The sequence below is a fragment of the Heyndrickxia coagulans DSM 1 = ATCC 7050 genome (assembly GCF_000290615.1).
In the GTDB taxonomy this organism is placed as follows: domain Bacteria; phylum Bacillota; class Bacilli; order Bacillales; family Bacillaceae_C; genus Weizmannia; species Weizmannia coagulans.
In genome coordinates this window covers 25605-49432 of record NZ_ALAS01000125.1, presented here as the reverse complement: position 1 = coordinate 49432, position 23828 = coordinate 25605, and the positions used below count along the sequence as shown (strand labels likewise).

The 23828-nt window shown below is 49.5% G+C and carries 28 protein-coding genes; 22 read left to right on the top strand and 6 right to left on the bottom strand.

Going from position 1 to position 23828, the window contains the following annotated elements; all coding sequences use genetic code 11:
• Positions 1-10 precede the first annotated feature (10 nt).
• On the top strand, positions 11-736 hold the full coding sequence (gene sigK / locus IC21_RS06910) for an RNA polymerase sporulation sigma factor SigK (protein ID WP_019720812.1): 726 nt from the start codon (positions 11-13) through the stop codon (positions 734-736).
• A 38-nt stretch (positions 737-774) separates the two neighbouring features.
• Here sigK and pssA read toward each other — a convergent pair whose 3' ends face one another.
• From pssA to IC21_RS06895, 3 genes are all read right to left on the bottom strand, one after another.
• A complete protein-coding gene (pssA, locus tag IC21_RS06905; RefSeq protein WP_029142440.1) occupies positions 775-1314 on the bottom strand; it encodes a CDP-diacylglycerol--serine O-phosphatidyltransferase in 540 nt (179 codons plus the stop codon).
• A 92-nt stretch (positions 1315-1406) separates the two neighbouring features.
• A complete protein-coding gene (locus IC21_RS06900) occupies positions 1407-1547 on the bottom strand; it encodes a sporulation histidine kinase inhibitor Sda (RefSeq protein WP_017553160.1) in 141 nt (46 codons plus the stop codon).
• A gap of 397 nt (positions 1548-1944) precedes the next feature.
• Positions 1945-2856 carry a cation diffusion facilitator family transporter gene (locus tag IC21_RS06895; protein ID WP_029141927.1) on the bottom strand — a complete coding sequence of 304 codons (912 nt, stop codon included), beginning with the start codon at positions 2854-2856 and terminating at the stop codon, positions 1945-1947.
• 202 nt (positions 2857-3058) lie between these two features.
• On the opposite strand from IC21_RS06895, the gene IC21_RS06890 reads away from it, so the two are divergent.
• From IC21_RS06890 to IC21_RS06860, 7 genes are all read left to right on the top strand, one after another.
• Positions 3059-3757, top strand: a complete 699-nt coding sequence (locus IC21_RS06890) for a VIT1/CCC1 transporter family protein (RefSeq protein WP_013859736.1) — start codon at positions 3059-3061, stop codon at positions 3755-3757.
• Positions 3758-3848: 91 nt separating this feature from the next.
• Positions 3849-4262: a fluoride efflux transporter CrcB gene (crcB, locus tag IC21_RS06885; protein WP_026683581.1), complete on the top strand. Its 414-nt coding sequence runs from the start codon at positions 3849-3851 to the stop codon at positions 4260-4262.
• Positions 4263-4275: 13 nt separating this feature from the next.
• Positions 4276-4641: a fluoride efflux transporter CrcB gene (gene crcB, locus IC21_RS06880; protein WP_013859735.1), complete on the top strand. Its 366-nt coding sequence runs from the start codon at positions 4276-4278 to the stop codon at positions 4639-4641.
• 139 nt (positions 4642-4780) lie between these two features.
• On the top strand, positions 4781-5359 hold the full coding sequence (locus tag IC21_RS06875; RefSeq protein WP_013859734.1) for a LemA family protein: 579 nt from the start codon (positions 4781-4783) through the stop codon (positions 5357-5359).
• Positions 5359-6144: a TPM domain-containing protein gene (locus IC21_RS06870; protein WP_029141926.1), complete on the top strand. Its 786-nt coding sequence runs from the start codon at positions 5359-5361 to the stop codon at positions 6142-6144. The genes IC21_RS06875 and IC21_RS06870 overlap by 1 nt, the downstream gene beginning before the upstream one ends.
• A gap of 444 nt (positions 6145-6588) precedes the next feature.
• On the top strand, positions 6589-7179 hold the full coding sequence (locus IC21_RS06865) for a TlpA family protein disulfide reductase (RefSeq protein ID WP_234969466.1): 591 nt from the start codon (positions 6589-6591) through the stop codon (positions 7177-7179).
• A 75-nt stretch (positions 7180-7254) separates the two neighbouring features.
• Positions 7255-7488 (top strand): SHOCT domain-containing protein, encoded by a 234-nt coding sequence (locus tag IC21_RS06860; protein ID WP_029141924.1) that lies wholly within the window; start codon positions 7255-7257, stop codon positions 7486-7488.
• A gap of 66 nt (positions 7489-7554) precedes the next feature.
• Here the strand turns inward: IC21_RS06860 and IC21_RS06855 are convergent, their stop codons facing one another.
• Positions 7555-7992, bottom strand: a complete 438-nt coding sequence (locus tag IC21_RS06855) for an Hsp20/alpha crystallin family protein (protein WP_029141923.1) — start codon at positions 7990-7992, stop codon at positions 7555-7557.
• A gap of 169 nt (positions 7993-8161) precedes the next feature.
• Between IC21_RS06855 and IC21_RS06850 the strand changes: the two genes are divergently transcribed.
• Positions 8162-9586 (top strand): multicopper oxidase family protein, encoded by a 1425-nt coding sequence (locus IC21_RS06850; RefSeq protein ID WP_029141922.1) that lies wholly within the window; start codon positions 8162-8164, stop codon positions 9584-9586.
• A 219-nt stretch (positions 9587-9805) separates the two neighbouring features.
• Here the strand turns inward: IC21_RS06850 and IC21_RS06845 are convergent, their stop codons facing one another.
• Complete coding sequence (locus tag IC21_RS06845) at positions 9806-10915, bottom strand: CdaR family transcriptional regulator (protein ID WP_029141921.1); 1110 nt, start codon at positions 10913-10915, stop codon at positions 9806-9808.
• Positions 10916-11077: 162 nt separating this feature from the next.
• Here IC21_RS06845 and glcD point away from each other — a divergent pair, with 162 nt between their 5' ends.
• The 10 genes from glcD (at position 11078) to IC21_RS06795 (ending at position 19148) form a co-directional block, all read left to right on the top strand.
• Positions 11078-12487 carry a glycolate oxidase subunit GlcD gene (glcD, locus tag IC21_RS06840; protein ID WP_029141920.1) on the top strand — a complete coding sequence of 470 codons (1410 nt, stop codon included), beginning with the start codon at positions 11078-11080 and terminating at the stop codon, positions 12485-12487.
• Positions 12484-13824 (top strand): (Fe-S)-binding protein, encoded by a 1341-nt coding sequence (locus IC21_RS06835; protein ID WP_029141919.1) that lies wholly within the window; start codon positions 12484-12486, stop codon positions 13822-13824. The genes glcD and IC21_RS06835 overlap by 4 nt, the downstream gene beginning before the upstream one ends.
• Positions 13825-14123: 299 nt before the next feature.
• Positions 14124-14642 carry a YqeG family HAD IIIA-type phosphatase gene (locus IC21_RS06830; RefSeq protein ID WP_019720536.1) on the top strand — a complete coding sequence of 173 codons (519 nt, stop codon included), beginning with the start codon at positions 14124-14126 and terminating at the stop codon, positions 14640-14642.
• Between the two features lie 2 nt (positions 14643-14644).
• Positions 14645-15751 (top strand): ribosome biogenesis GTPase YqeH, encoded by a 1107-nt coding sequence (yqeH, locus tag IC21_RS06825; protein ID WP_029141918.1) that lies wholly within the window; start codon positions 14645-14647, stop codon positions 15749-15751.
• 33 nt (positions 15752-15784) lie between these two features.
• Entirely contained in the window at positions 15785-16627 is an 843-nt protein-coding gene (aroE, locus tag IC21_RS06820; protein ID WP_029141917.1) for a shikimate dehydrogenase, read from the top strand.
• The gene (gene yhbY / locus IC21_RS06815) at positions 16621-16911 is read left to right on the top strand and encodes a ribosome assembly RNA-binding protein YhbY (RefSeq protein ID WP_013859715.1); all 291 of its coding nucleotides are present in this window, start codon (positions 16621-16623) and stop codon (positions 16909-16911) included. Before aroE ends, yhbY begins: the two co-directional genes overlap by 7 nt.
• A gap of 11 nt (positions 16912-16922) precedes the next feature.
• Positions 16923-17492: a nicotinate-nucleotide adenylyltransferase gene (locus IC21_RS06810; RefSeq protein WP_017552594.1), complete on the top strand. Its 570-nt coding sequence runs from the start codon at positions 16923-16925 to the stop codon at positions 17490-17492.
• Positions 17482-18051: a bis(5'-nucleosyl)-tetraphosphatase (symmetrical) YqeK gene (gene yqeK, locus IC21_RS06805; protein WP_029141916.1), complete on the top strand. Its 570-nt coding sequence runs from the start codon at positions 17482-17484 to the stop codon at positions 18049-18051. The genes IC21_RS06810 and yqeK overlap by 11 nt, the downstream gene beginning before the upstream one ends.
• Complete coding sequence (gene rsfS, locus IC21_RS06800) at positions 18052-18405, top strand: ribosome silencing factor (RefSeq protein WP_017552596.1); 354 nt, start codon at positions 18052-18054, stop codon at positions 18403-18405.
• Positions 18402-19148, top strand: coding sequence for a class I SAM-dependent DNA methyltransferase (locus IC21_RS06795; RefSeq protein WP_013859711.1), 747 nt, complete (start codon positions 18402-18404; stop codon positions 19146-19148). The genes rsfS and IC21_RS06795 overlap by 4 nt, the downstream gene beginning before the upstream one ends.
• A gap of 80 nt (positions 19149-19228) precedes the next feature.
• Here IC21_RS06795 and comER read toward each other — a convergent pair whose 3' ends face one another.
• Complete coding sequence (gene comER, locus IC21_RS06790) at positions 19229-20050, bottom strand: late competence protein ComER (protein ID WP_029141915.1); 822 nt, start codon at positions 20048-20050, stop codon at positions 19229-19231.
• Between the two features lie 105 nt (positions 20051-20155).
• On the opposite strand from comER, the gene IC21_RS06785 reads away from it, so the two are divergent.
• From IC21_RS06785 to IC21_RS06775, 3 genes are read left to right on the top strand one after another with little or no spacing between them, the layout of a single operon-like run.
• Positions 20156-20869 carry a helix-hairpin-helix domain-containing protein gene (locus IC21_RS06785; RefSeq protein ID WP_029141914.1) on the top strand — a complete coding sequence of 238 codons (714 nt, stop codon included), beginning with the start codon at positions 20156-20158 and terminating at the stop codon, positions 20867-20869.
• Positions 20870-20893: 24 nt separating this feature from the next.
• Positions 20894-21496, top strand: coding sequence for a ComE operon protein 2 (locus tag IC21_RS06780; protein WP_017552599.1), 603 nt, complete (start codon positions 20894-20896; stop codon positions 21494-21496).
• Between the two features lie 12 nt (positions 21497-21508).
• On the top strand, positions 21509-23794 hold the full coding sequence (locus tag IC21_RS06775; protein ID WP_029141913.1) for a DNA internalization-related competence protein ComEC/Rec2: 2286 nt from the start codon (positions 21509-21511) through the stop codon (positions 23792-23794).
• Positions 23795-23828 lie beyond the last annotated feature (34 nt).

The window sequence follows — 23828 nt, the reverse complement described above, 5'->3', positions numbered from 1 at the left end:
AGGTGGAAGGATGTCGGGGATCTTAACTGCAGTAAGCTATATGATGAAAGAGCTTGTTTTTTTGGTTTCCTATGTGAAAAACAATGCTTTTCCACAACCTCTTTCGGCAAGCGAAGAACGGAAATATTTGAAGCGGATGGCGGAAGGCGACGCGGATGCCCGGAATATTTTAATCGAACATAACCTGCGGCTTGTAGCGCATATTGTCAAAAAATTTGAAAATACCGGTGAAGATACAGAAGATCTCATCTCGATCGGGACGATTGGCCTGATCAAGGCAATCGAAAGCTACTCGGAAGGGAAAGGGACAAAACTTGCCACATATGCGGCCAGGTGTATAGAAAATGAAATACTTATGCATTTAAGAGCTTTAAAGAAAACAAAAAAAGATGTTTCGCTGCATGACCCGATCGGCCAGGATAAGGAAGGAAATGAAATTTCGTTAATTGATGTCCTCCAGTCTGAAGCGGAAGACGTATTTGACACGATCCAGCTGAATATGGAGCTGGAAAAAGTGAAACAATTCTTTGACATATTGGATGAACGCGAAAAACAGGTGATCATCGGCAGATTCGGCCTGAATTTAGAAAAGGAAAAAACGCAGCGCGAAATTGCGAAGGAGCTCGGCATTTCAAGAAGCTACGTATCCCGTATTGAAAAGCGGGCCCTCATGAAAATGTTCCACGAATTTTACCGGCTTGAGAAAGAAAAAAGAAAGGAACAAAACGGCGAATAATGAAAAAGGCACATTGCAAAATTTGCAGTGCGCCTTTTTCATATTTTTTTTAACTTAAACGGCGCCACCATCAGGATCGATAACAGCACCATCCAGACGAACAACCAGAAGGGGGTGACATAAGGAACGGCAAAAAAACCGGCTGTTACACATAAGCCTGCCACGGGGATCGGAAGCCCGTAAAAAAAGCCTTTTTGCTTGCTGATATTAAACCGGGCGAGCCGGATCATCCCGCAAAGCATATAAAACATGGCGACCAGCATACCCGGAATCCCGTACAGGCAAAACAGCGCTGTATGGATCAGCATGGCAGGCGCGGCGCCAAACGAGAGCAAATCGCAAAGGGAATCAAGCTGCTTGCCGAGTGCGGATTCTGTTTTTAACCTTCTGGCCAGTTTCCCGTCATAGCGGTCGAACAATACAGCGGCAAAAATCAAGGCAGCGGAAACCGCCGGCTCGTGATTGCCGCAATAAAAAAGCGCTGCAGCCCCGCAGCATCCGTTTGCCACTGTCAATCCATTGGCGGCTTGCGATTTGATAAAATTCAAGATAGCATTATACCAATGATCAAAATCCACCCCCGCAAACCTCCCAACTGCCTTTATTTTTATACATATTCACAAAAATAGGATTTATCACACAAAAAAAGCCACATATCAAGCAAAAGTGGCTAGGAGGTTGCTTTGATTTTATGCGTCAGCGACCGGCGTTCAATCTCTTTTTCAATGAGCTTAACAAACTCGGAACTTAATTTCAGTTCTTTTGCTTTAAAATAGGACTCGATCAATAGTTCATCAGATAACTTATACATTTGTACCACCTCCGAAAATCATGTTCTTTTTTTAAAGCAGCCCGCGTATCATAAAGATAGAGTATTTGTACCCTTACTTTATCAAATTTAGTCTTGCGGAACAAGCGTTCTTTTATCCACAGTAAAATGTTTATATCTTGTGGGTAAATTGTTTATAAACGCGCGAAGGACTGGTGTTACTTTGTGCAAAATGTGTATAAGAATATCCACAACGAAGGAGAAATGTAGAAATCTGTCGAAAAGTTTTTGCTTTTGAAGGAGCAAAAGAAAAAAGCTGCACGGTGGCAGCCTTTTTTCTTTTGCCGGTACACGAGGAAAATCTGTGTTGTGCCCGGAAGAGATCCTGCATGGGGCCCGGCTATAATCTTGCATTGCCGCAAGTTTTGTTTATCTGCTTTTACACTTTGTTGTCCGGCGCTAGCCCGCAAACATAAGTCCCTTTCTCAATCTGGATGGTAGCGTGCTCGATCCCGAATTTGTCATGCAGTTCTTTTTCCAGCTTTTCCAGCAGCTGGTCGTTGTCTTCAATTTGGGAACGGACAATATGGACCGTCAGTATCGTTTCTGTCGTGCTCATTCCCCATATATGCAAATCATGGACGTTGAGCACGGTCGGAATTTGTTCTAAATAGGTTTTAATCGCACCGGCATCAACGCCTGCAGGCACCGCATCAAGCGAAAGGTCGGCCGCTTCCCGCAACAGGCCCCATGTCCCTGCAAAAATCACAACCGCAATGATGATGCTTGTAACCGGATCGACCCACTCCCAGCCTGTGAACAGGATAATCGCACCTGCGATGACAACGCCGAGTGAGACAAGCGCATCGGCAGCCATATGCAAAAAAGCGCCGCGGATATTGAGGTCAGTTTTTCGCCCGGACATAAACAGTAAAGCGGTGATGGTATTAATAACGATCCCGATCACGGCAACGATCATGACCGTTTTGCCTGCGACAGGTTCCGGATGGGCAAAACGCTGGATTGCTCCGAGAAAGATCGCGCCGATTGCAATCAGCAGAATAATCGCATTTAAAAGCGCAGCCATCACGGATGATTTTTTATAGCCGTATGTGCGCTTTTTTGTTGGCAATTTTTTGCCGAGCCAGACAGCGGCCCAGGCAATAATGAGCCCGAGCACATCGCTCAGATTGTGGCCTGCATCCGCCAACAGCGAAAGGGAATCGGAAAAGAAGCCGTAAATGGCTTCAACGGCAACAAAAAGAATATTCAGCCCGATGCCGGCTGCGAAAGCTTTTCCGTATTGTGCCGGCTCATGATGATGGTGTTGGTGTCCATGGTCGTGTGACATTTTATTGGCTCCTTTTACACATGCTGTCCAAAAGCCGGAAAACTGGCTTTTGGACGGACATCAGTTGTTAAGTTCATTATATGCGTATCTCAAAAGTTTGCAAAGAAACTTTTACAAGAAAGTAAATTTTATGTTCATTTTCGCCCATTCCCGGCTTGACATGCTACAATAATACCTATAAAGACAGAAAGGAAGAGAAGGAATGCCGGAATATGAACATGTTGAGGAACATTTCCAGGCATCCGACACCGTCCGTGATATCGTAATTGGCATGTCGGACGGGCTGACCGTGCCGTTTGCACTGGCGGCAGGGTTATCCGGTGCAGTGGATTCGCCGGTGCTCGTTCTCGCGGCCGGCGCGGCAGAAATTGCGGCCGGTTCCATTGCCATGGGGCTTGGCGGTTATCTGGCAGCAAAATCGGATGCCGAACATTATTATAGCGAATTAAAAAGGGAATACCGGGAAGTAGAAGAAGTGCCGGAACGGGAAAAAGACGAAGTCCGGGATGTATTTAAGGCATATGATCTGAAACCGGAACAAATCGAGGCAATCGTCGATAAAATGGCAGAAAACCCTGATAAATGGGTGGATTTTATGATGAAATTCGAGCTGGGGCTTGAGAAGCCGGAAAAGGGGCGCAGCTTAAAAAGCGCGTTAACGATTGCCCTGTCATATATTGTGGGCGGGCTGATCCCGCTTTCCCCGTACTTTTTTGTCACCAGGGCATCACAGGCCCTGCTTGTTTCCGTCCTGGTGACGCTCGTTGTGCTGTTTATTTTCGGGGCGGTGAAAGGGCGGTTTACCGGTTCCAATGTGTGGAAGAGCGGGCTTGAGACCGTTGTGATTGGCGGTTTGGCCGCTGCCGCTGCATTTGGGCTGGCAAGGCTTTTGACAAAATAAACGAACCCTTAGGCACGGCACGGGAACTCTTTTCACGAAAAAAGCAGCGCAGGGGGCAAATCCCATGCCGCAATGGACTGGAGGGAGCTGTATGCTATATATTTGGGTCGGGGTTGCCGGTATTTTCGGCGCTTTGGCACGCTATTATTTCGGCATATGGATCGGCATGTACACGCATGCCGTTTTTCCATATCCGACACTTGCGATCAATCTGGCCGGCTGCTTTCTGCTTGGCTGGCTTACGATGCATCTTTTTAAATCCAATAAGATTCATCCGTATATTGTAACCGCGCTTGGCACCGGGTTTGTCGGTTCCTTCACAACATTTTCGACTTTCAGCGTGGAGACGGTGCAGCTTATCCAGCAATCGCATGCGTTTGCCGCGCTGTTATATGTTTTCTGCAGTTTATCCGGCGGGCTGTTCATGTCATGGACCGGCTTTAAACTAGGCGGGATGCTGCATTCGCGGCTAAAGGGAAGAGGCGGTTCAGATACAGCGTCATGAAGGAGGCGGATTCATGGTTTTAAACGGCATTTTTATCGCAATCGGCGCCTTTTTCGGGGCGGTTTCCCGGTTTTCTCTTTCGCGGTGGATCAACCGGGCGTTTCCGGCAAAATTCCCGCTGGCCACATTTTTCATTAACCTTTCGGGCTCATTTATGCTCGGCCTTCTGTTTGGCACAGGTGCCGGGAGTTCGTGGCGCCTACTTCTCGGGACCGGCTTTTTGGGCGCCTTTACAACTTTCTCCACTTTTAAACTTGAGAATATTCAGCTGCAGGCTGACAAAAAATATCATATTCTTGTTCCGTACCTTGTGCTGAGCTATCTGTTCGGCATTGCCCTGGCATTTTTAGGCATCCTGCTCGGGAAATATTTTACCTGAAGCATGAAACTTTTGGGCAGGCATTCCGTATCTTAATGGTAGGCGGCCGGTACATACTTTCTTTTTTTTGCCGGGCCTGGCATTTCAATGCTGCTGGCAGGGTATTGGATTTATAAGCATAAAATAAGGAGGATTGTATATGAAGAAGTGGATGCCATGGCTGATTGTGGCCGCCATATTGGTGGTTCTGATCGTCAGCGTTTTTACAAGTTATAACAGCTTGGTGAATGCGGAAGAAAACGTAAATCAATCTTATTCGCAAATTCAAAACCAACTGCAAAGGCGGACGGATCTGATCCCGAACCTTGTGAATACCGTCAAGGGTTATGCTTCCCATGAAAAAGCGGTGATAGATGACATCTCGAAAGCCCGCGCACAATTGGCCGGGGCAAAAACACCCGGAGACCAGGCAGCGGCAAACGACCGCCTGGATAGCGCGTTGGGACGGCTGTTGGTGGTGGTTGAAAAATATCCAGATTTAAAAGCAAACCAGCATTACACGCAGCTGATGGATGAACTCGCCGGCACGGAAAATCGCCTTGCTGTGGCGCGCCAGGATTACAATAGCGCCGTCGCAACGTATAACAAAAAGGTGAAAAGAATGCCCGGCGCACTTATTGCCGGCCTGTTCGGTTTTGAGAAAAAGGAATATTTTAAAGCGGATGAAAGTGCAAAGAAAACCCCGAAAGTTGATTTCGGGAACAGCAGTGATCAGTGATGAAAAGGGCCGCGCTTATTACAGCCGTTTTTCTCGCCTTTCTGTTGGCCGTATGCACGGCCGTTCCCGGTGCGCGTGCTGCAGCGGGCATTCCGGAACCGGCCGGGGACATCTATGTGCAGGATTTTGCCGGGGTGCTGACAGACAGCCAGAAACAGGAACTCGTTTCGCTCGGCAGGCAGCTGGATGAGCAAACAAAAGCGCAAGTCGCGGTATTGACTGTGGACACGACCGGGAAAGACACAAACATTGATGCTTACGCCAACAAAGCTTTCCGCCAGTACGGGCTCGGCAATAAAACCATGAACAACGGAGTATTGCTCGTAGTGGCAGTAAAAGACAGGAAAATTAGAATTGAAGTCGGGTACGGCTTGGAGGGGGCGCTTCCGGACGGAAAAGTAGGGCGGATCCTTGATCAGTATGCCATACCGTATTTGAAAGAAAACAAGCCGGATGCGGCGGTTATCAATACGTATAAGAAGCTTGCCGCCGAAACGGCGAAGGAATACAATGTAAATCTTCAGGCCCATCCAAAGGCGTATGAGCGGCCCTCTTCCGCCCAGGCTTCCCCCTATTCGTTCTGGAAACAGATTTTGATCGGGCTTGGGATCCTTATCCTGATTTTCATTGATTTCAAGTTTCTCGGCGGAACCATGACGTATTTTCTGCTGAATATCCTGATGATGTTCTTTCGCGGCGGCGGTGGCGGCGGAAGCGGCGGCGGGGGAGGCAGCAAAGGCGGCGGCGGTTCTTCCGGAGGCGGCGGCGCAAGCCGGGGATGGTAACGCCAAACACGGCGCAAGGTTCCCTTTTTACGGCCGGGATGCCCGCTTTAAACCGCTCCCCGCATTGGCAAAAGCCCGGCGCAGCCATAGGAGAAATGAAAACGGGTAAAGCAGCAGGATAAAGCACCCTGCTGCTTTCTTTGCATGGCTGTTGAGATTTCGGGATGCCAGGTTCGTTTTGCCCGAATCGAGCAGGTTGTACAGCTTATAAGTATTTTAAACCTGCTTGGATGCCCAGCCGATATCGGCCGCATACTGGTTTGTGGCAGCACGTTTTTTGCATTTGCAATACCGGCCGGGTTCCATCTCGATTTATAAAAACCGTCTCCTGTCCTCTTTGCAAATATGGCGTTATAGCGTTTGCTTCTATTTCATCGAAAAAAAGAATAAAAATGGTAGAAAAGCATTTTAATACCCGAAAAGGAGCTGAAGCGGTTGAAGAAAATGGTGTTTCTGGCTGCCGCCGTGCTTCTGGCCTCAGCCATTTTGCTTATGGCTTTAAAAAAACCGGACGATCCCGATAAAAATAAAACAGCAGGGGAGAGGCAGGAAACCGCGGTGAAGGCACAACCGCTATCCGGCGGTGCAGAAGCAAAAGAAGGGGAAAAGGCGCCGGATTTTGCACTGACAAATCTATCGGGGCAAACGGTCAAACTGTCTGATTTTAAAGGGAAAACGGTGATCCTGAATTTTTGGGCTTCCTGGTGCCCGCCGTGTAAAGCGGAGATGCCGGATATGCAGCGTTTCTATGAAAAAAACCCGGATGTCGCAGTGCTTGCTGTGAATTTAACGAATACCGAAACAAACGAGAATGCGCCGCTTGACTTTGTGAAGAAAAACGGCCTTGCTTTTCAAATTCTGTTTGACATGGACGGCTCCGTCGGCACCCTTTACAAAACGGTTACCATTCCGACGACTTACTTTATTGATGCAGAAGGGACCATCATCCGTAAAATCATCGGCCCGATGGATGAGAAAACGATGGCCGAATTTGCGCAAGAGTGCAAAAAAAGGGGGGAAGGGAAGCCCGAATAGATCATGGATTTTTTAAGAAAAAAGTGGTACAGTATACAGTAGTAGGGAATGTAAAAAGGAAAGGCGCTGACCATCATGATGTACGGTGGCTATGGCATGATGGGCGTATTCAGCCTAATCGGCATGATTGCCCAGCTTGTCATCTTTGTGCTCGTGATTTTTTTGATAGTGGCAGGCATCAAAAAAGTGAGCGAATTCCGGCCGCATCAAAGGGAAGACAAAAGCTTCGACATTTTGCGGGAACGGTATGCAAAAGGGGAAATCACGGAAGAAGAATTTAAAAAAATGAAGAAGGATTTGATGGATTAAGGGATTATCCGGCTTCTTTTTTACACAAAAAAGCGGGGGCTTGCATTACAAGCCTCCGCTTCATGATTACTGGATTTGAATCCGTTTTTCGGATGGGCCTTCCTTCGTTTTCTTCGGAATATGAATTTTCAGGACGCCATTATCAAGGGTGGCGCTGATTTCGTCTTCATTAATATTATCCACGTAAAACTTCCGGACGAATTCGCCATAGCGGCGTTCCTGCCGGATAACTCTATGTTTTTCATCTTTGCTTTCTTCCATTTGGTCGCGTTTTGCACGGATGGTCAGCTCATTATTGCGGACATCAATGGTAATGTCCTCTTTTGAGAAGCCCGGCAGTTCGGCCTCCACAAGATAAGCATCTTCTTTTTCCGTAATGTCGGTACGGAACGAGTTTGCGTTCGCAAAAGGCGCCAACGCATTCGCATCAAACATCTCATTGAAAGTCTTCATCATACGTTCGAAAACATCGTCGTTTCTTCTGAACGGCATTAAATCAAACATATTCAATCCCTCCTTTTTAGTATTATTATACCCCACTATAAAAAAGTTAAAACAAAGATGCCTATGCACAACAGATGTTCACAAAATTGTCAATCTATAACGATGGATTTCCGGTGTTAAAAAACATTACAATGGTACTGAACATCAAAAAAGAAAAAGCAGGGGTAGGATGAACAAGATAAAGTTAGGGGCTCTGATTTTAATCGTGGTCATTGTGGGTATTGGCGGTGTTTTCTTTTATAACGGCTATGTGAAAATCAGCACAAATCATAAAGCGGCACAGCATCCGGATCTGCCCATTCCAGCCGTTTTAAAAGATACGAACCCGGATCCCAACGCGGCGGAGTATACTTTAACCGCACAGCAGGGGAAAAAGGCGTTTATTTCCAGGAAAACAACAGCAACGTACGGATATAACGGCGACTATTTGGGGCCGGTCATCCGGTTGAAAACGGGCGAAAAAGTGAATATCATCGTAAAAAATAAATTGCCGGAAGCAACGACGGTCCATTGGCACGGCCTCATTGTCCCGGGTTCGGCTGACGGCGGCCCGCATGCTGTCATCCAGCCAGGCAAAACATGGATAGCAAAGTTTACGGTGAGCCAGCAGGCTGCCACGCTCTGGTACCATCCCCACCCGATGGGAAAAACAGGCGAACAGGTATACAAAGGTCTGGCCGGTCTGATTTATGTCGATGACAAACATGCGGAAAGCCTTGATATTCCGAAAGACTACGGCAAAAATGATTTTCCGCTTGTGCTGCAGGACCGCCGCTTTAACAAAAACGGCCAGCTCGTGTACAAATTAAATATGACAGATGAAATGTACGGCTTCCAGGGCACAACCGAACTGGTAAACGGCGCGGTTAAGCCGCAGTTAACGGTCAGGCGCGGCCTCGTCCGTTTCCGGATTTTAAACGGGGCAAACGGCAGGACGTACAATCTTCATCTGAGCGGCAACAGGACATTTGTGCAAATTGCATCCGACGGGGGATTTCTCAAGACGCCTGTGCAAATGAAAAAATTAACGCTTTCTCCCGGGGAACGTGCAGAAATTTTGGTTGATTTTTCAAAAATGAAAAACGGCAAAACGCTCCGGCTCCAAAATGGGAAAGAAACGCTCATGTATTTTAAAGTAAAAGGAAAGGCCGACCAGACCTACAAAGTTCCGCAAAAACTGGCTGTAATCGAAAAAATGCCGGTGCAAGAAGCGGTGAAAACGCGGAAATTTGTCATGTCCGGCATGGGCCCGAACGTCAGCATTAACGGCAGGCAAATGAACATGGACCGGATAGATGAGACGGTTAAATTACACTCGGTTGAAATATGGGAGATTCAAAATCAATCGACTTTCATGGGCACGAAAAAAATGGTGCATCCGTTCCATATTCACGGTGTCCAGTTCCAGATTTTGAGCATCAACGGCAAAACGCCGCCTGCCAATGAGCAGGGCTGGAAAGATACGGTGCTTGTCCATCCGGGCGATACGGTGAAAGTCATCATGCGGTTCCCGTTTAAAGGGATTTACATGTACCACTGCCATATCCTCGAACATGAAGACTTGGGCATGATGGGGCAGTATGAAGTGAAATAACGAAAAAGGGCGGGAATGTGTCCCGCTCTTTTTGGTATGGGAAGAAGCAGGTTAAAAAATGTAAAAAAGCAGCGGTATCCGATTATTTGGAATCCGTGCCTCGCAAGAAACCGATATACTGGAAAGGGCGCCTGCACAGTGGTAAAAACCTGCGGATGCTTTCTGTGCGGGTCTGGTTCATTGAAAGCAACATTCCTGCCCCCATCCCGCTGCAACAGGTTACAAGTTTTCCTGCCCTTCCAGGTGAAGGGCCAAGGAAAACAAGGCAATGCCGTCCGCTTTTTTCGGGTCAATGCCGGTTACATCGCGGATCTGTTTCAGCCTGTAATGGAGCGTATTGATATGCACATGCAGGGCAGCGGCCGTTTTTTTCAGGGACAGGTCATGGGCGAGAAAGGCCTGCAATGTTTCAAGCAGGCCGGAGTGGCTGTACAGTTTCCCGATCGTTCTTTGTACAAACGCATTCCGTGTATCGTCCTGCACTTCCTGGACCAAAAGATCAAGCAGCAGGTCTTCGTAAAAGACGATGCTGCCCGTTTTTTCGGCGGATGCCAGGGCTTTTTGCGCTTCTTTAAATGATTGGCGAATGACTACTGTGCCGGCTGTTTTCCCGACTCCGGCCGCACAGGGGATGCCGTATTTCCAAGCGAATTCATGCTGGACGGCTTCGAAACGGCTCCTGAGGCTGCGGGCGGCAAACGGTGTTTCTGCACTGATCAGCAGCAGAAAAAGCCCGGGCCCCCAGCGGACGATTAGATCCCGGCTGTTCTCAAATTCCGCCTGCAGCAAGCGAAAAGCATCCGTTTCCACCGCTTGCGGGATCTCCGCTTTTAACAAGCAGCAAATATGCGGATCCTGCACCGGAATCCCGAGCATCATCCCGCGTTCGGCAAAATGCTGGTCATAGGCCTCAAGATTCACCCATTCGTAAAAGTAAGCCTCAAGCCCCCTTGTTTTCGACTGGATTTGTTCAGTCCGGACGGTTTCCTGAATGATCAATTCCGTCAGCCGCCGGATCAATTCCGCATAATGTTCAACTTTTTCCGGGTTTCCCGTCACCCCGATCACCCCGATGGTCCGGCCTTCAAACCGGATTGGCATGTTGATCCCCGACCGCACGCCTTCCATCTGCGCCGCCATTTTTTCATCAATGTACAGCTTCCGGCCCGTTTGAAAAACTTTGCGCGCCCCTGCATGGATATGCCCGATCCGTTCTTTTTGCGTCGAGGCAATAATCACCCCGCTTTCATCCACGACGATGATATCCTCATCCATCACCGATTGCACTTCATTTACGATATTTTTAGCAAGTTTCGTGTATAATAGCATCTCGGCCCACCTTTGTATAAAAGTCTAAAAAACAAGCAAAAGAAACCGGTAAACTTTGTATCTTTATCTATATCATTCCCCATGATTTAGATTTATCATAAAAAGAAACAGAAAACAATTTTTTGACTGTATCAAAGATCAAAAAGAACGGGGGAATGTTTCATGATTGAAAGCGGGGCCAAAGAAAAACTGATTCAAGTCGTCGGCCGGGAAAATTACGATGACACGCAGGCGGGCCGGCTTGTATATTCCTATGACGCCAGCCCGCAGTTCCAGGCGATGCCGGATGCGGTTGTCGCGCCGCGCAATAAAGCAGAAGTGCAGGCGATTGTGAAGCTTTGCAACGAATACCGGATTCCGGTTGTCCCGCGCGGATCCGGCTCCAACCTTTGCGCCGGCACATGCCCGGTGGAAGGGGGGATTGTGCTCGTTTTTAAGCATATGAACCGCATCCTTGAGATTGACGAAGAGAATCTGACGGTGACGGTTGAGCCCGGCGTGATCACGCTCGATATGATCAAAGCGGTGGAAGCAAAGGGGCTGTTTTATCCGCCGGACCCGAGTTCGATGAAGATTTCGACCATTGGCGGCAATATCAACGAAAATTCCGGCGGGCTACGCGGTTTGAAATACGGGGTGACCCGCGACTATGTGCTGGCACTTGAAGCCGTGCTTGCAAGCGGCGAGGTCATCCGCACCGGCGGAAAACTGGCGAAAGATGTAGCCGGCTACGATTTGACGCGGCTTTTGGTCGGTTCGGAAGGGACGCTCGCCGTCATTACGGAAGCGACGCTGAAACTTTTGCCGATGCCGGAAGCAAAAAAGACGATGCTGGCGCTTTACCAGGATATTGAAGCGTGCGCGCAAACGGTTTCCGACATTATTGCGAACCGGATCATCCCGGCGACGCTGGAATTTCTGGACCAGCCGACACTGCAGGCGGTGGAAGCTTTTGCGCATATCGGCCTACCGACCAATGTGAAGGCAGTGCTTTTGATCGAGCAGGACGGCCCGCAGGAAGTGGTGGAACGCGATATTGAAAAGATCGCGGAAATTTGCCGCAAGCAACATGCAGTCGATGTAAAGGTGGCAGCTTCCCCGGAACATGCGGAAGCGCTCATGACGGCAAGAAGGAGCGCTTTAAGCGCACTCGCCCGCCTGAAGCCGACAACGATTTTGGAAGATGCGACCGTGCCGCGTTCCGAAGTCGCAAAGATGGTGGTGGCAATCAATGAAATTGCTGAAAAATACGGGCTCCATATCGGGACATTCGGCCATGCGGGGGACGGGAATCTGCACCCGACCTGCCTTGCCGATATCCGGGATCAGGACGAAATGGAGCGGGTTGAAAAAGCCTTTGCGGAAATTTTTCAAAAAGCGATTGAACTGGGCGGCACGATTACCGGCGAACATGGCGTCGGGAGGGCGAAAGCGCCGTATCTTGAATGGAAACTCGGGGAAACGGGCATTGGCGTCATGAATGCGATCAAAAATGCGCTGGACCCGAACCATATTTTAAATCCCGGCAAAGTCTTTGCCAAAGAAACGGATCGAGTGGTGATGGAAAAATGATTACAGCCGAACAACAAAAAGAAATCCAGCAGAAATTCAGGGAAAGGATGGACGAAGACCAGCTGCTGAACTGCATGCGCTGCGGCTTTTGCCTGCCATCCTGTCCGACCTATATTGAATCGGGGTTCAAAGAATCGCACTCGCCGCGCGGCCGGATTGCATTGATGAAAGCCGTTGTGGACGGCATTATCGAACCGGATGAAGATGTGGAGCGCTCTTTGGACTTGTGCCTCGGCTGCCGGGCTTGCGAATCGGTATGCCCGCCCGGCGTCCAGTACGGGCATCTTTTGGAAGAAGCGCGGGATATTATCCAGCAGTCGAAGAAAAAGAAGCAGTCCCTGCCGGTAAAAGTGCTCCGCAAAGCGGTCTTTGAAGAATTGTTCCCGCACCAGAATCGGATGCGCGCTTTAACAGGCCTGATCGGTTTTTACCAGCGGAGCGGCCTGCAAAAAGCGGCGCATGCGACAGGCGCTTTAAAGCTTCTGCCGAAAAATTTATCGTCCATGGAAAAAGTGCTGCCAAAAATTCCAAAATGGAAGGAAATGAAACAGCGCCCGGAACATTTGATGCCAAAAGCGGAAGTGAAAAAACGCGTTGCCTTTTTTACCGGCTGCCTGATGGACACGATGTTCATGGAAACCAATGATGCGACATTGAAACTATTGCAGCTTGCCGGCTGTGAGGTTGTCATCCCGCAGGACCAGGCATGCTGCGGGGCGCTGCATGGCCATGGCGGCGAAAAAGAGATGGCAAAGGACCTTGCCCGCCGCAATATCAAGGCTTTCGAAGATTTGCGCGCTGATTATATTATCACGAATGCCGGCGGCTGCGGCGCTTATTTAATCGATTACGGCCATTTGTTAAAAGACGATCCGGAATGGGCGGAACGGGCAGCGGCATTTTCAAGCAAAATAAAAGATATTTCCGCTATTCTCGTAGAGCTGGGCTTCCATAAACGGAAACTCAGCCTCCCGCACCAGGTGGTCACGTACCAGGATTCATGCCATTTGCGCAATGTGATGAAGACCTCTTCCGCGCCGCGCCTGCTCATTGGCGCCATCGAAAATGTAGAATTCCGGGAAATGAAGGAAGCGGACCACTGCTGCGGGTCGGCCGGCATTTACAATATTGTCGAGTCGGAGATGTCCATGCAAATTTTGGACCATAAAATGGAAAACGCAAAAGCGACACATGCCACAACCATTGTGACCGCCAACCCGGGCTGCCTGCTGCAAATGAAACTCGGGATCGAACGGGCCGGTTTAAGCGGAAAAGTCCGCGCTGTCCATATCGCCGACCTGCTGATCGAAGCAATGGGGGAAAATGCGAAAGTATAAAGCGCAAAGCAAGAAAAACACAACATTTTCAAGCAGCAGGCATGGCAGCTTTGCGATTTACCCATGGATACGGACAAGACTAATGGAAAGCAATCAAAACCGCTGAGCGCGCACTGCCCGGCGGTTTTTCCTGTTTCCGGCTTCCGGGGAACAGGGCATTGCTATCAGTTGAATAATTTGTAGAAATTGTTATGATAAAAGAAACTTGAATGAAGCATATTCGGGACAATATACTCATAAACGGGCGGGTAAGCTTGCATCTTGTGGACAGAACGGTAAAATGAATGGAGTGTCACGGATTGATCTTGAAAAATTTTTTGCCGGACCGGCAAGTGAAATCGGTGCTGTCAATCAGGCCGGAAGAATTAAAAAAGCATGGCATTAAAGCCATCATCACCGATTTGGACAATACATTGGTCGAGTGGGACAGGCCGAGTGCGCCGCCAAAACTGGTCCAATGGTTCCAGGACATGCAGGAACATCATATCAAAATCACGATTGTTTCCAATAATAATGAAATGCGGGTCAAAACATTTGCGGACCCGCTTGGCATCCCGTTTCTTTTCAGAGCGAGAAAACCGCTTGGCAAAGCATTCCGCAAGGCGCTTGCTATCATGGACGTGAAAAAGGAAGAAACCGTCGTGATCGGCGACCAGCTTTTGACCGATGTGCTCGGCGGCAACAGAAGCGGTTTTTATACGATTCTCGTCGTCCCGGTTGCGCAATCAGATGGCTTTGCGACGAAACTCAACCGGATGATTGAGCGCCGGATTATGGGCTGGTTCAGGAAAAAAGGTTATTTGACTTGGGAGGATTGAATTTGGAAAAAGAAGCTGTCCATTGTATCGGCTGCGGGGCGCTCATCCAGACGGAAGATCCGGATGAGGCAGGCTACGCGCCAAAATCTGCGCTGGAAAAAGAGCAGGTCATTTGCCAGCGCTGCTTCAGATTGAAACATTACAATGAAGTGCAGGACGTGCCGCTTACAGACGATGATTTTTTAAAAATTTTAAACCGGCTCGGGCAGGTGGATGCGCTGGTTGTAAAAATTGTCGATATTTTTGATTTCAACGGGTCCTGGCTGCCGGGATTCCACCGTTTCGCAGGCAAAAACCCGGTTCTTTTAATCGGCAATAAAGAGGATCTCCTGCCAAAATCGGTGAAAAGAGCGAAAATGGCCAACTGGATGAAGCAGCAGGCGAAAGAACTCGGGCTCCGTCCGGCCGATGTGCTGCTTGTGAGCGCGGCAAAGGGGCACGGCATGGATGAAGCGATGGCTGCCATCGAACAGTACCGGAACGGGAAAGATGTGTATGTTGCCGGCTGCACGAATGTTGGGAAATCCACTTTTATCAATCGCATTATACGGCAGGCAACAGGGGAAAAAGATGTCATCACCACATCCTATTTTCCGGGGACGACGCTGGATATGATCGGCATCCCGCTTGATGACGGCACATCTCTTTATGACACGCCGGGGATCATCAACCACCACCAGATGGCGCATTTCGTCGGGAAAAACGAATTAAGGGTGATTACACCGAAAAAAGAAATCAAGCCGGCTGTATTCCAGCTGAATGAACGGCAGACGCTGTTTTTCGGCGGCCTTGCGCGGCTTGATTATATAAAAGGCGGCAGACGGTCATTTGTCTGCTATGTTTCAAATGCTTTAAAGATTCACCGTACAAAACTTGAAAATGCGGATGATTTATATGCGCGCCAGCTCGGGGAATTGCTCCAGCCGCCGGGGAAAGCGGAAGCCGCGGATTTCCCGGCGCTCGTTCGCCATGAATTTTCCATTAAAGAAGGAAAGACGGATATTGTTTTTTCCGGGCTTGGCTGGGTGACGGTCAACGAACCGGGCGCCGTTGTCGCGGCCTATGTGCCAAAGGGCGTCCGGGTCATGCTGCGCCGGTCGTTGATCTGAAAAAGGTTCTGTTTTTAACGGGGAGTGAGAAATATGCGCGATTTATACGGGGTGATCGGTGACCCGATTGCCCATTCGCTGTCGCCTGCGATGCACAATGAAGCATTCCGGGCACTCGGGATTGATGCAGACTATCATGCTTTCCATGTCACACCGGAAAATCTGGAAGCCGCCGTAAACGGCATGAAAGCAATCGGCGTGGCCGGATTTAATGTGACCATTCCGCATAAGCAGGCGATCATGCCGTATCTCGATGACATTGATCCGCTTGCGGAAACGATCGGTGCCGTTAATACCGTAATCCGCACCCCACACGGATGGGTCGGGTATAATACGGACGGCCCGGGGTTTATGCAGGCGCTGAAAGAAGAAAGCGGACGGGTGCTTTCCGGGGAAAAAGTGCTTGTCATCGGCGCGGGCGGTGCGGCAAGAGCGATTTATTATACGCTTTGCCGGGAAGGGGCGGTAACCGTTGATCTGTGCAACCGCACGGTAAAAAAAGCGGAAGAAATGCGGGACGAAAGCCCTTTTCCGTGCCCGTCGAAGGTGCTTACGCTTAAAGAAACGGAAGAACAGCTGGGGAATTATACGCTGATTGTGCAGACGACGTCGATCGGCATGCATCCGGATACAGACGCGCAGCCGCTTTCCCTCCGCCATTTAAAGCCTGGTGCGTTTGTGTCTGATATCATATACAATCCTTTTGAAACGAAATTTTTAAAAGAAGCAAAAAAACGCGGCGCCCGGGTGCAGAACGGCCTCGGCATGTTTATCTACCAGGGGGCCATTGCGTTTGAAAAATGGACCGGCGTAAAGCCGGATACCAGGAAAATGAAAAAGATCGTTGAAGGCATTTTAGGAGGAAGTTCATGTTAACAGGTAAACAAAAACGTTTTTTGCGGGCAAAAGCCCACCATTTGAGCCCGATTTTTCAGGTCGGAAAAGGCGGGGTCAATGAAAATATGGTCAAACAGGTGCAGGAGGCGCTTGAAGCGCGGGAACTGTTAAAAATCAGCGTCCTGCAAAACTGCGAGGAAGATAAGGATTCTGTTGCCGCAGCACTTGCAGAAGGGGCGCATGCGGAACTCGTGCAAATCATCGGCAATACGATTGTCCTTTATAAAGAATCGAAAAACCATAAAGAGATTGTTTTGCCTTAAGGGTGGGCGGCATGAAAAAAGTGGGTATTTTAGGGGGGACGTTCGACCCTCCGCATATCGGCCATTTGATTATAGCGAACGAAATTTTGCAGGATCTGAAACTTGACGAAGTCCGTTTTATGCCGAACCAAAATCCGCCCCATAAAGAAAAAACGGCCGGCATCACCGGATGTGACCGGATCAAAATGCTCACGCTTGCCATTTCGGGGCAGCCGGCATTTTCGATTGAGGCCATAGAGATGGAGAGGCCCGGCCGCTCCTACACATATGACACAATGGTGCTGCTTAAAAAGCGGGAACCTGATACGGACTTTTATTTTATCATTGGCGCGGATATGATCGAATATTTGCCGAAATGGCGGAATATCGACCAGCTCGTCCGGCTTGTCCGCTTTGTCGGCGTCAACCGGCCGGCATATTCGCACCAGACAAAGTATCCTGTCCAATTTGTTGAAATTCCGGAAATTCATATTTCCTCCTCGCTGATCCGTGAACGCCTGGAAAAAAAACGGTCGGTAAAATATTTAATTCCGGATGCAGTGTGGGAATATATAAAGGAGCATCATTTATATGGAACGTGAGAAAGCATTGGAACTTGTGAAAGCCCAGCTGACGGAGCGCCGTTATATCCATACGCTCGGCGTTGCCGAAAGCGCCGTCTGGCTGGCGGAAAAATATCATGCTGACCGGAAAAAAGCGGAACTTGCGGCGATTTTCCATGATTATGCAAAATTCCGTCCGGAAGAGGAAATGAAGCAAATCATCATTGATCAAAAGATGGATGAACGGCTGCTTTCTTTCCATCATGAATTATGGCATGCCCCTGTTGGCGCTTATCTGGTGGAAAAAGAAGCCGGCATCACTGACCGGGAAGTGCTCGATGCCATTAAATACCATACATCGGGCAGGGCCGGGATGACGCTGCTTGAGAAAATTGTATATCTGGCTGATTATATTGAACCGGGCCGGAATTTTCCGGGTGTCGAAGAAGCAAGGCGGCTTGCGGGCAAAGATCTCGATGAAGCGGTGTTGTATGCAGCCGGGCACACCATTGCATTTTTAATTGGCCGGAATCAGCCTGTTTTTCCGGATACGATTGCTTTATACAATGATTTAGTGATGAAGGAAGAAGGGGCGTAAATGGACAATCAGACGTTATTAAAAACAGTCGTAAAAGCTTGCGATGATAAACGTGCGGAAGACATCGTCGTTTTGGATATGCGCGGGATTTCATTGATTGCGGATTATTTTCTGATCTGCAATGGGAACTCCGATAAACAAATTCAGGCGATCGCCCGCGAAGTGAAAGAAAAAGCGGAAGAAGCAGGAACTGCGGTCAGGCGCATTGAAGGGTTTGAAGAAGGGAAATGGGTGCTGATTGACCTTGGGGATATTGTCGCCCATATTTTTAACCGCGATGAACGGAATTACTATAACTTGGAAAGGCTTTGGGGAGACGCGCCGGCTGTCAGTGCGGAGAGCGTTCTGCAATGAGTTACGAAAATTTCGCCTATGTATACGATGCGTTGATGGAAGAGGCGCCCTATCCGCAATGGCTGCAGTGGGTGATGCGCCAAAGGGAGCGGAATGGTGTCAAAGGAAGGCGCATGCTTGATCTTGCCTGCGGTACCGGTGAACTGTCACTGCTGCTTGCACGGGAAGGCTTTGAAGTAACGGGCGTTGATTTATCGGAAGACATGCTTGCCGTAGCGAGCGGAAAAGCACTGGCTGAAGGGGCCCGCATCACTTTCCTCAAGCAGGATATGCGCGCGCTTTGCGGCCTGCATGATTTTGATATTGTCGCGATTTTCTGTGATTCTCTGAACTACTTGGAAACGGAAACGGATGTGAAAGAAACGTTTCGGCATGTGCATGCAGCCCTGAAGGCGGGGGGAATGTTTTTGTTTGACGTGCATTCCGTTTATAAAACAGATGTGCTATTCCCGCATCACACTTTTGCCGATAACGGGGACGAGGTTTCCTATATCTGGAACTGCTTTCCGGGTGAGGGCCCGCATGCCGTTGAACATGATCTCAGCTTTTTCGTATATGATGAGAAATCCGGCTTGTATGAACGGTTTGACGAGTTACATAAACAGCGGACGTTTCCGGTTGCTGATTATGAAAACTGGCTTACGGAATCGGGCTTCGATTGTATGCCGCCCGCTGCCGATTTTACAGAAGAAGCGCCCGGCCCAAAAAGCGAAAGGATATTTTTTACGTGCATCAAACGATAAAAGCATTCTGCCCGCGCAGAATGCTTTTTTTGAAAAAATTTTAAAAAAGAAGCAGGAATAAACAGAAAGATGTCGAAATATCATGGTGTGCCGAATTGCCCGGCCACCGCGTCCGTGTCCTCCTTAAATTTCTCGTGTGTCGCTTCAAACAGTTTTTCGAATAAGCCATCCGTCCCTTTTTCAAGCACCTTTAATCCTTCGCCGGTGATACCGCCCTTTACCGTCACTTTTTCCTGCAGGGCAGGCAGCGTATAAATTTGTTGCTTCAAAAGTTCCCCCAGGCCGATCAGCATCTCAGCCGTTAATATGCAGGCGGTGTCGCTGTCAATCTTTGTTTTGCGGACGGCTCCTTCTATCATTTTTTGCGCCAAAAAACTGAAAAAAGCAGGGCCGCAGCTGACCAGATCTGATGCCACTCTCGTGATTTGCTGGCCAACTTCAACCGGGGTGGATATTTTGGAGAACAGTGTTTTTACTTTTTCCTGCCACTCGCTTGTGCACTGGCTGCCAAATGTCAGCAAAACCGCACCGGCAGCTGCCCTGTTCGTGATGCTCGGGATGGCCCTTGCGCACGAGCAGGGGACCATTGCGGCGAGCTGCCCGACTGTAACGGGGCTTGTAATGCTGACAAGGCACTGTTCATTCCGGAAGGCGCCTCTGGCCTTCTCCAGAATGCCGTGCATCTCAAGCGGTTTAACACACAACAAAATTAAATCGCTCTCCAAAATGGTATTTTCTATATTCTCAACCTGAATCCCGGGATACTTGTTTGCAAGTTTTGCGGCTTTTTCAGGTGTGCGATTTGTGATCCGAAATTGTGCAGGCGTAACGGCTTTTGTTTCTATCAAAGCTTCAATTAACATGCTGCCCATATTTCCCGTTCCGATCACGCCAATGTCCATGCTGTTTTCCCTCCCCAAGCCGCCGATCTTTCAGCGCCCGGTACAATATATGCGCAGATCCGGGCGATTATGTATCTGAAAAAAGAAAAACAGAGGTGAAGGTCTTTGAAAACGTTGTTTCTCAAATACCGCTGGCATGCTGCTGCAGCTGTGGCAGCCATTACGATTGCAATCTTTTACTATTTTAGCCAAAATGGAGGTATGGACACCGCGTCCGGGGCTTACCGGCAACCCGAAACGGCCGTGCAGTCCGGACAAACTGAGGGGGGCGGGACGGATGTGCAAAATCACTCGACCCAAAACACCGCCCAAACGCAATCCTCGGCCCAAACGCAGAACGCTGCCGAAATTTACGTGGATGTGAAAGGCGCGGTGAAGCATCCCGGCATCTACAAAGCGGAAGCGGATGACCGGGTCTATGACCTCATTCAGGAAGCGGGGGGTTTTAACGAAAACGCCGACCGGAATCAGGTCAATCTCGCGCAGAAGGTAAAAGATGAAATGGTAATCGAGGTGCCGAAAAAAGGCGAAAAAGCGGCTTCTGCCCAAACTGCCCCGGCGGCTGCCGGAATTTCAGCACCCGCTTCCGCTTCTTCCGGGACGGCGGCAAGCAGTGAAGCGGCCGCACAGGTCAATATCAATACGGCCGACCAGACCCAGCTTGAGACGCTTCCGGGCATCGGGCCGTCAAAAGCTGCGGCTATTATCGAATACCGGGAGAAAAACGGCCCTTTTCAAAAGCCGGAAGATTTGAAAAATGTGTCGGGGATTGGGGACCAGACTTTTGCCAAAATCGAAAATTCCATCACTTTACAGTAAGGATGAGCAGAAAGGAAGAGAAAAATGGACCGGATTTCCTGGAACCAGTATTTTTTGGCGCAAAGCCATTTATTATCCTGGCGGAGCACCTGTTCAAGGCTTGCAGTTGGGGCGACGATCGTCAGGGATAAAAGAATTATCGCAGGCGGCTACAATGGATCCATCGCGGGGGACGAACACTGTATTGACAAGGGCTGCTACGTGATTGACGGGCATTGCGTGCGGACGATCCACGCTGAAATGAATGCAATTTTGCAATGTGCAAAATTCGGGGTGGCGACAAACGGCGCGGACCTCTATGTAACCCATTACCCGTGCCTGCACTGTACCAAAGCGATCATTCAGGCAGGGATTCAAAACGTGTACTATGCACAGGATTACCGGGTGCATCCGTATGCAAGAGAGCTTTTTGAAAAAGCGGGGGTGCATGTCGAGCATGTCCCGTTCCATCCGGAAACACTCGATATCCGGGCAAGCGAAAAAGCCAAACTGGTGGAGAAATTATTCATGATTGCAAAGGACCACGGGGCGGAAGCGGCAGAACTGGAGGAATTGCAGCAAATGGCGGCGGCATTATTTGCAGGCGCTTATCAAGAAACGGAAACGGGATCCGTTCCGAAAGCGTAACAGGGTGATGGTGTGAAAGGCAACTGGCTGTTCGCCGCGCTCGCTGCATTAAGCGGCATCCTGGTTGGCCTTCACGCGCCGCCGCTTCTGGTTCTTTCGGCCCATTTGATTTGGATCCGGATTTTCCTGTCCCGGAACCGGCCTTTGCTCCTGTTGTCCGCCGTTTTTTACGGGTTGGGGATTTTTAGCGGTTATTTCCAGGCATTTGCGTATGATACAAAATTTCATGCCGGCAGTGCCCGGATGCCCGTCCGTTTCAGCGATTATCCGCGCATCGACGGGAACGCGGTCAAGGGAAAGGCGGAAGCCGGAAAAGAAACGTTTATGTTAACGTATTACGCCGGGAGCGAGGCAGAACTGGAAACCTTGAAACAAACTTTATCCCCCGGAACGGTTTGCATGGCTCAAGGGGAACTGGAAGCTCCTGAGCCAAACCGCAACCCGTCCGCATTTCATTACCGCAACTATTTGGCCCATCAGCATATCCACTGGATTTTAAAAGCGGACCGGCTTTCCGCGTGCAACAGCCCGCCGCAGCATCTGCACGGTTTCTTGAAAAAAATCCGCCACCGCTCCCTGCTTCAAATTCAAAAAACATTTCCGGAAAAATCCGTACCGTACGCAGAAGCGCTTTTGTTTGGCGAGCAAACAGACTTTGATGACGATGTGTACCAGCTTTACCAGCGGCTTGGCGTTGTCCATCTGCTTGCCATTTCCGGGCTTCACGTACAACTCGTTGCCGGGTTTTGCTACTATTTGCTCATCCGGCTCGGGCTGACAAGGGAACGTGCCACCGTTTGCTTACTGGGGGTGATGCCGGTTTATGCGGGATTATGCGGCATGAACCCGCCAGTTGTCCGGTCGGCGGCAATGACGATGCTGCTTGTGCTGGCCAGGCAAAAAAAACTGCCGATCGGGCCGCTTGATGCTTTGTCCATCTGTTTCATTTTGTACGGACTAAAAAATGCGAATATTGTGTACAATATCGGATTCCAGCTCTCTTTTGCTGTTTGCGCCGCGCTGCTTCTTTCAGGTCCTCTTCTAGAGCGGTTCCGGGGCCCGTTGCAAAAAGGGCTCGCGATTTCGTTCATTTCCCAGCTTGCGGCACTTCCCATCCTATCTTATTCATTTTATGAGTTTTCCATTGCGGGGCTTGTTGCCAATCTTTTTTATGTACCGCTTTATACGTATGTGCTGCTCCCGCTTGCTGCGCTTGCCTTTGTTACAGAATGGGTGGCGCCGCCGCTGTTTTCCGTCTTTGCCGCGTGCTTTGACGGGCTCGTTCGGCTTTCGGAAAAAACGGGGGAAGCGATAGACGGCCGCTGGTCCACGCTCGTTACCGGGAGGCCGCCATACTGGGGATCGATCCTGATGGCAGGTGCGGGAGTTTATTGTTTGGCGGCGATGGAAAACGGCAAGAAAACGATCCGGGCTGTCCTGCCGCTTGTTTGTGTTCTCATGCTCCTCCTTGCGGCAAACAGGTATTCGCTTTTCGGCAAAATCACCTTTATCGACGTCGGGCAGGGGGACAGTATTTTAATCCGGCTGCCGCTTTCAAGGGGGGCGTATTTAATTGACACAGGTGGGACCGTCCGGTTTCCGGAACCGGCATGGAAAAGAAGGGAGCATCCGTTTGAAACCGGCAAAGATATTGTGGTGCCATTTCTAAAAAGCCAGGGGATTACGACGATTGATAAGCTGATTTTAACGCACAGCGACGAGGACCATATCGGCGGCGCAACGGCTGTGATCACATCTCTCCACGTCAAAGAAATCCATATCTCGCCCCATTCATGGGAAAAACCGCTCATGCAGAAGGTGCTCGCTTGCGCCCGCCAGAAAAAAATCCCGGTGTATGAGATGAAAAACGGGGACGGATGGCAAAACAAATCGGGGGTATTTCAATATCTTTCGCCGTTTGACGAAACGTATGAGGGGAATAATGACTCGCTTGTCCTTTATGCGAAAACAGGTGGAAAGACGTGGCTGTTTACCGGGGACCTTGAGCAGGAAGGAGAAGAAAAACTTGTGGCGGCTTATCCGGATATCCGTATTGACGTATTAAAAGCCGGGCATCACGGCAGCAAAACTTCGACAAGCGAAACGCTCATCCGGAAGTATCATCCGCGGATCGCCGTCATCTCTGTCGGAAAGCATAACCGTTTCGGGCATCCGTCTCCGGGAGTGGTCAAACGGCTCAGCGAAAACGGGGTATTCATTTTCCGGACGGATGAGGACGGGGCGGTGCAATACCGCTTTTTCAAAGAAAAGGGAACCTTTTCAACCGTCCTCCCATAATATACATTAATTAAAAAACCGTCCGGAATGGCTC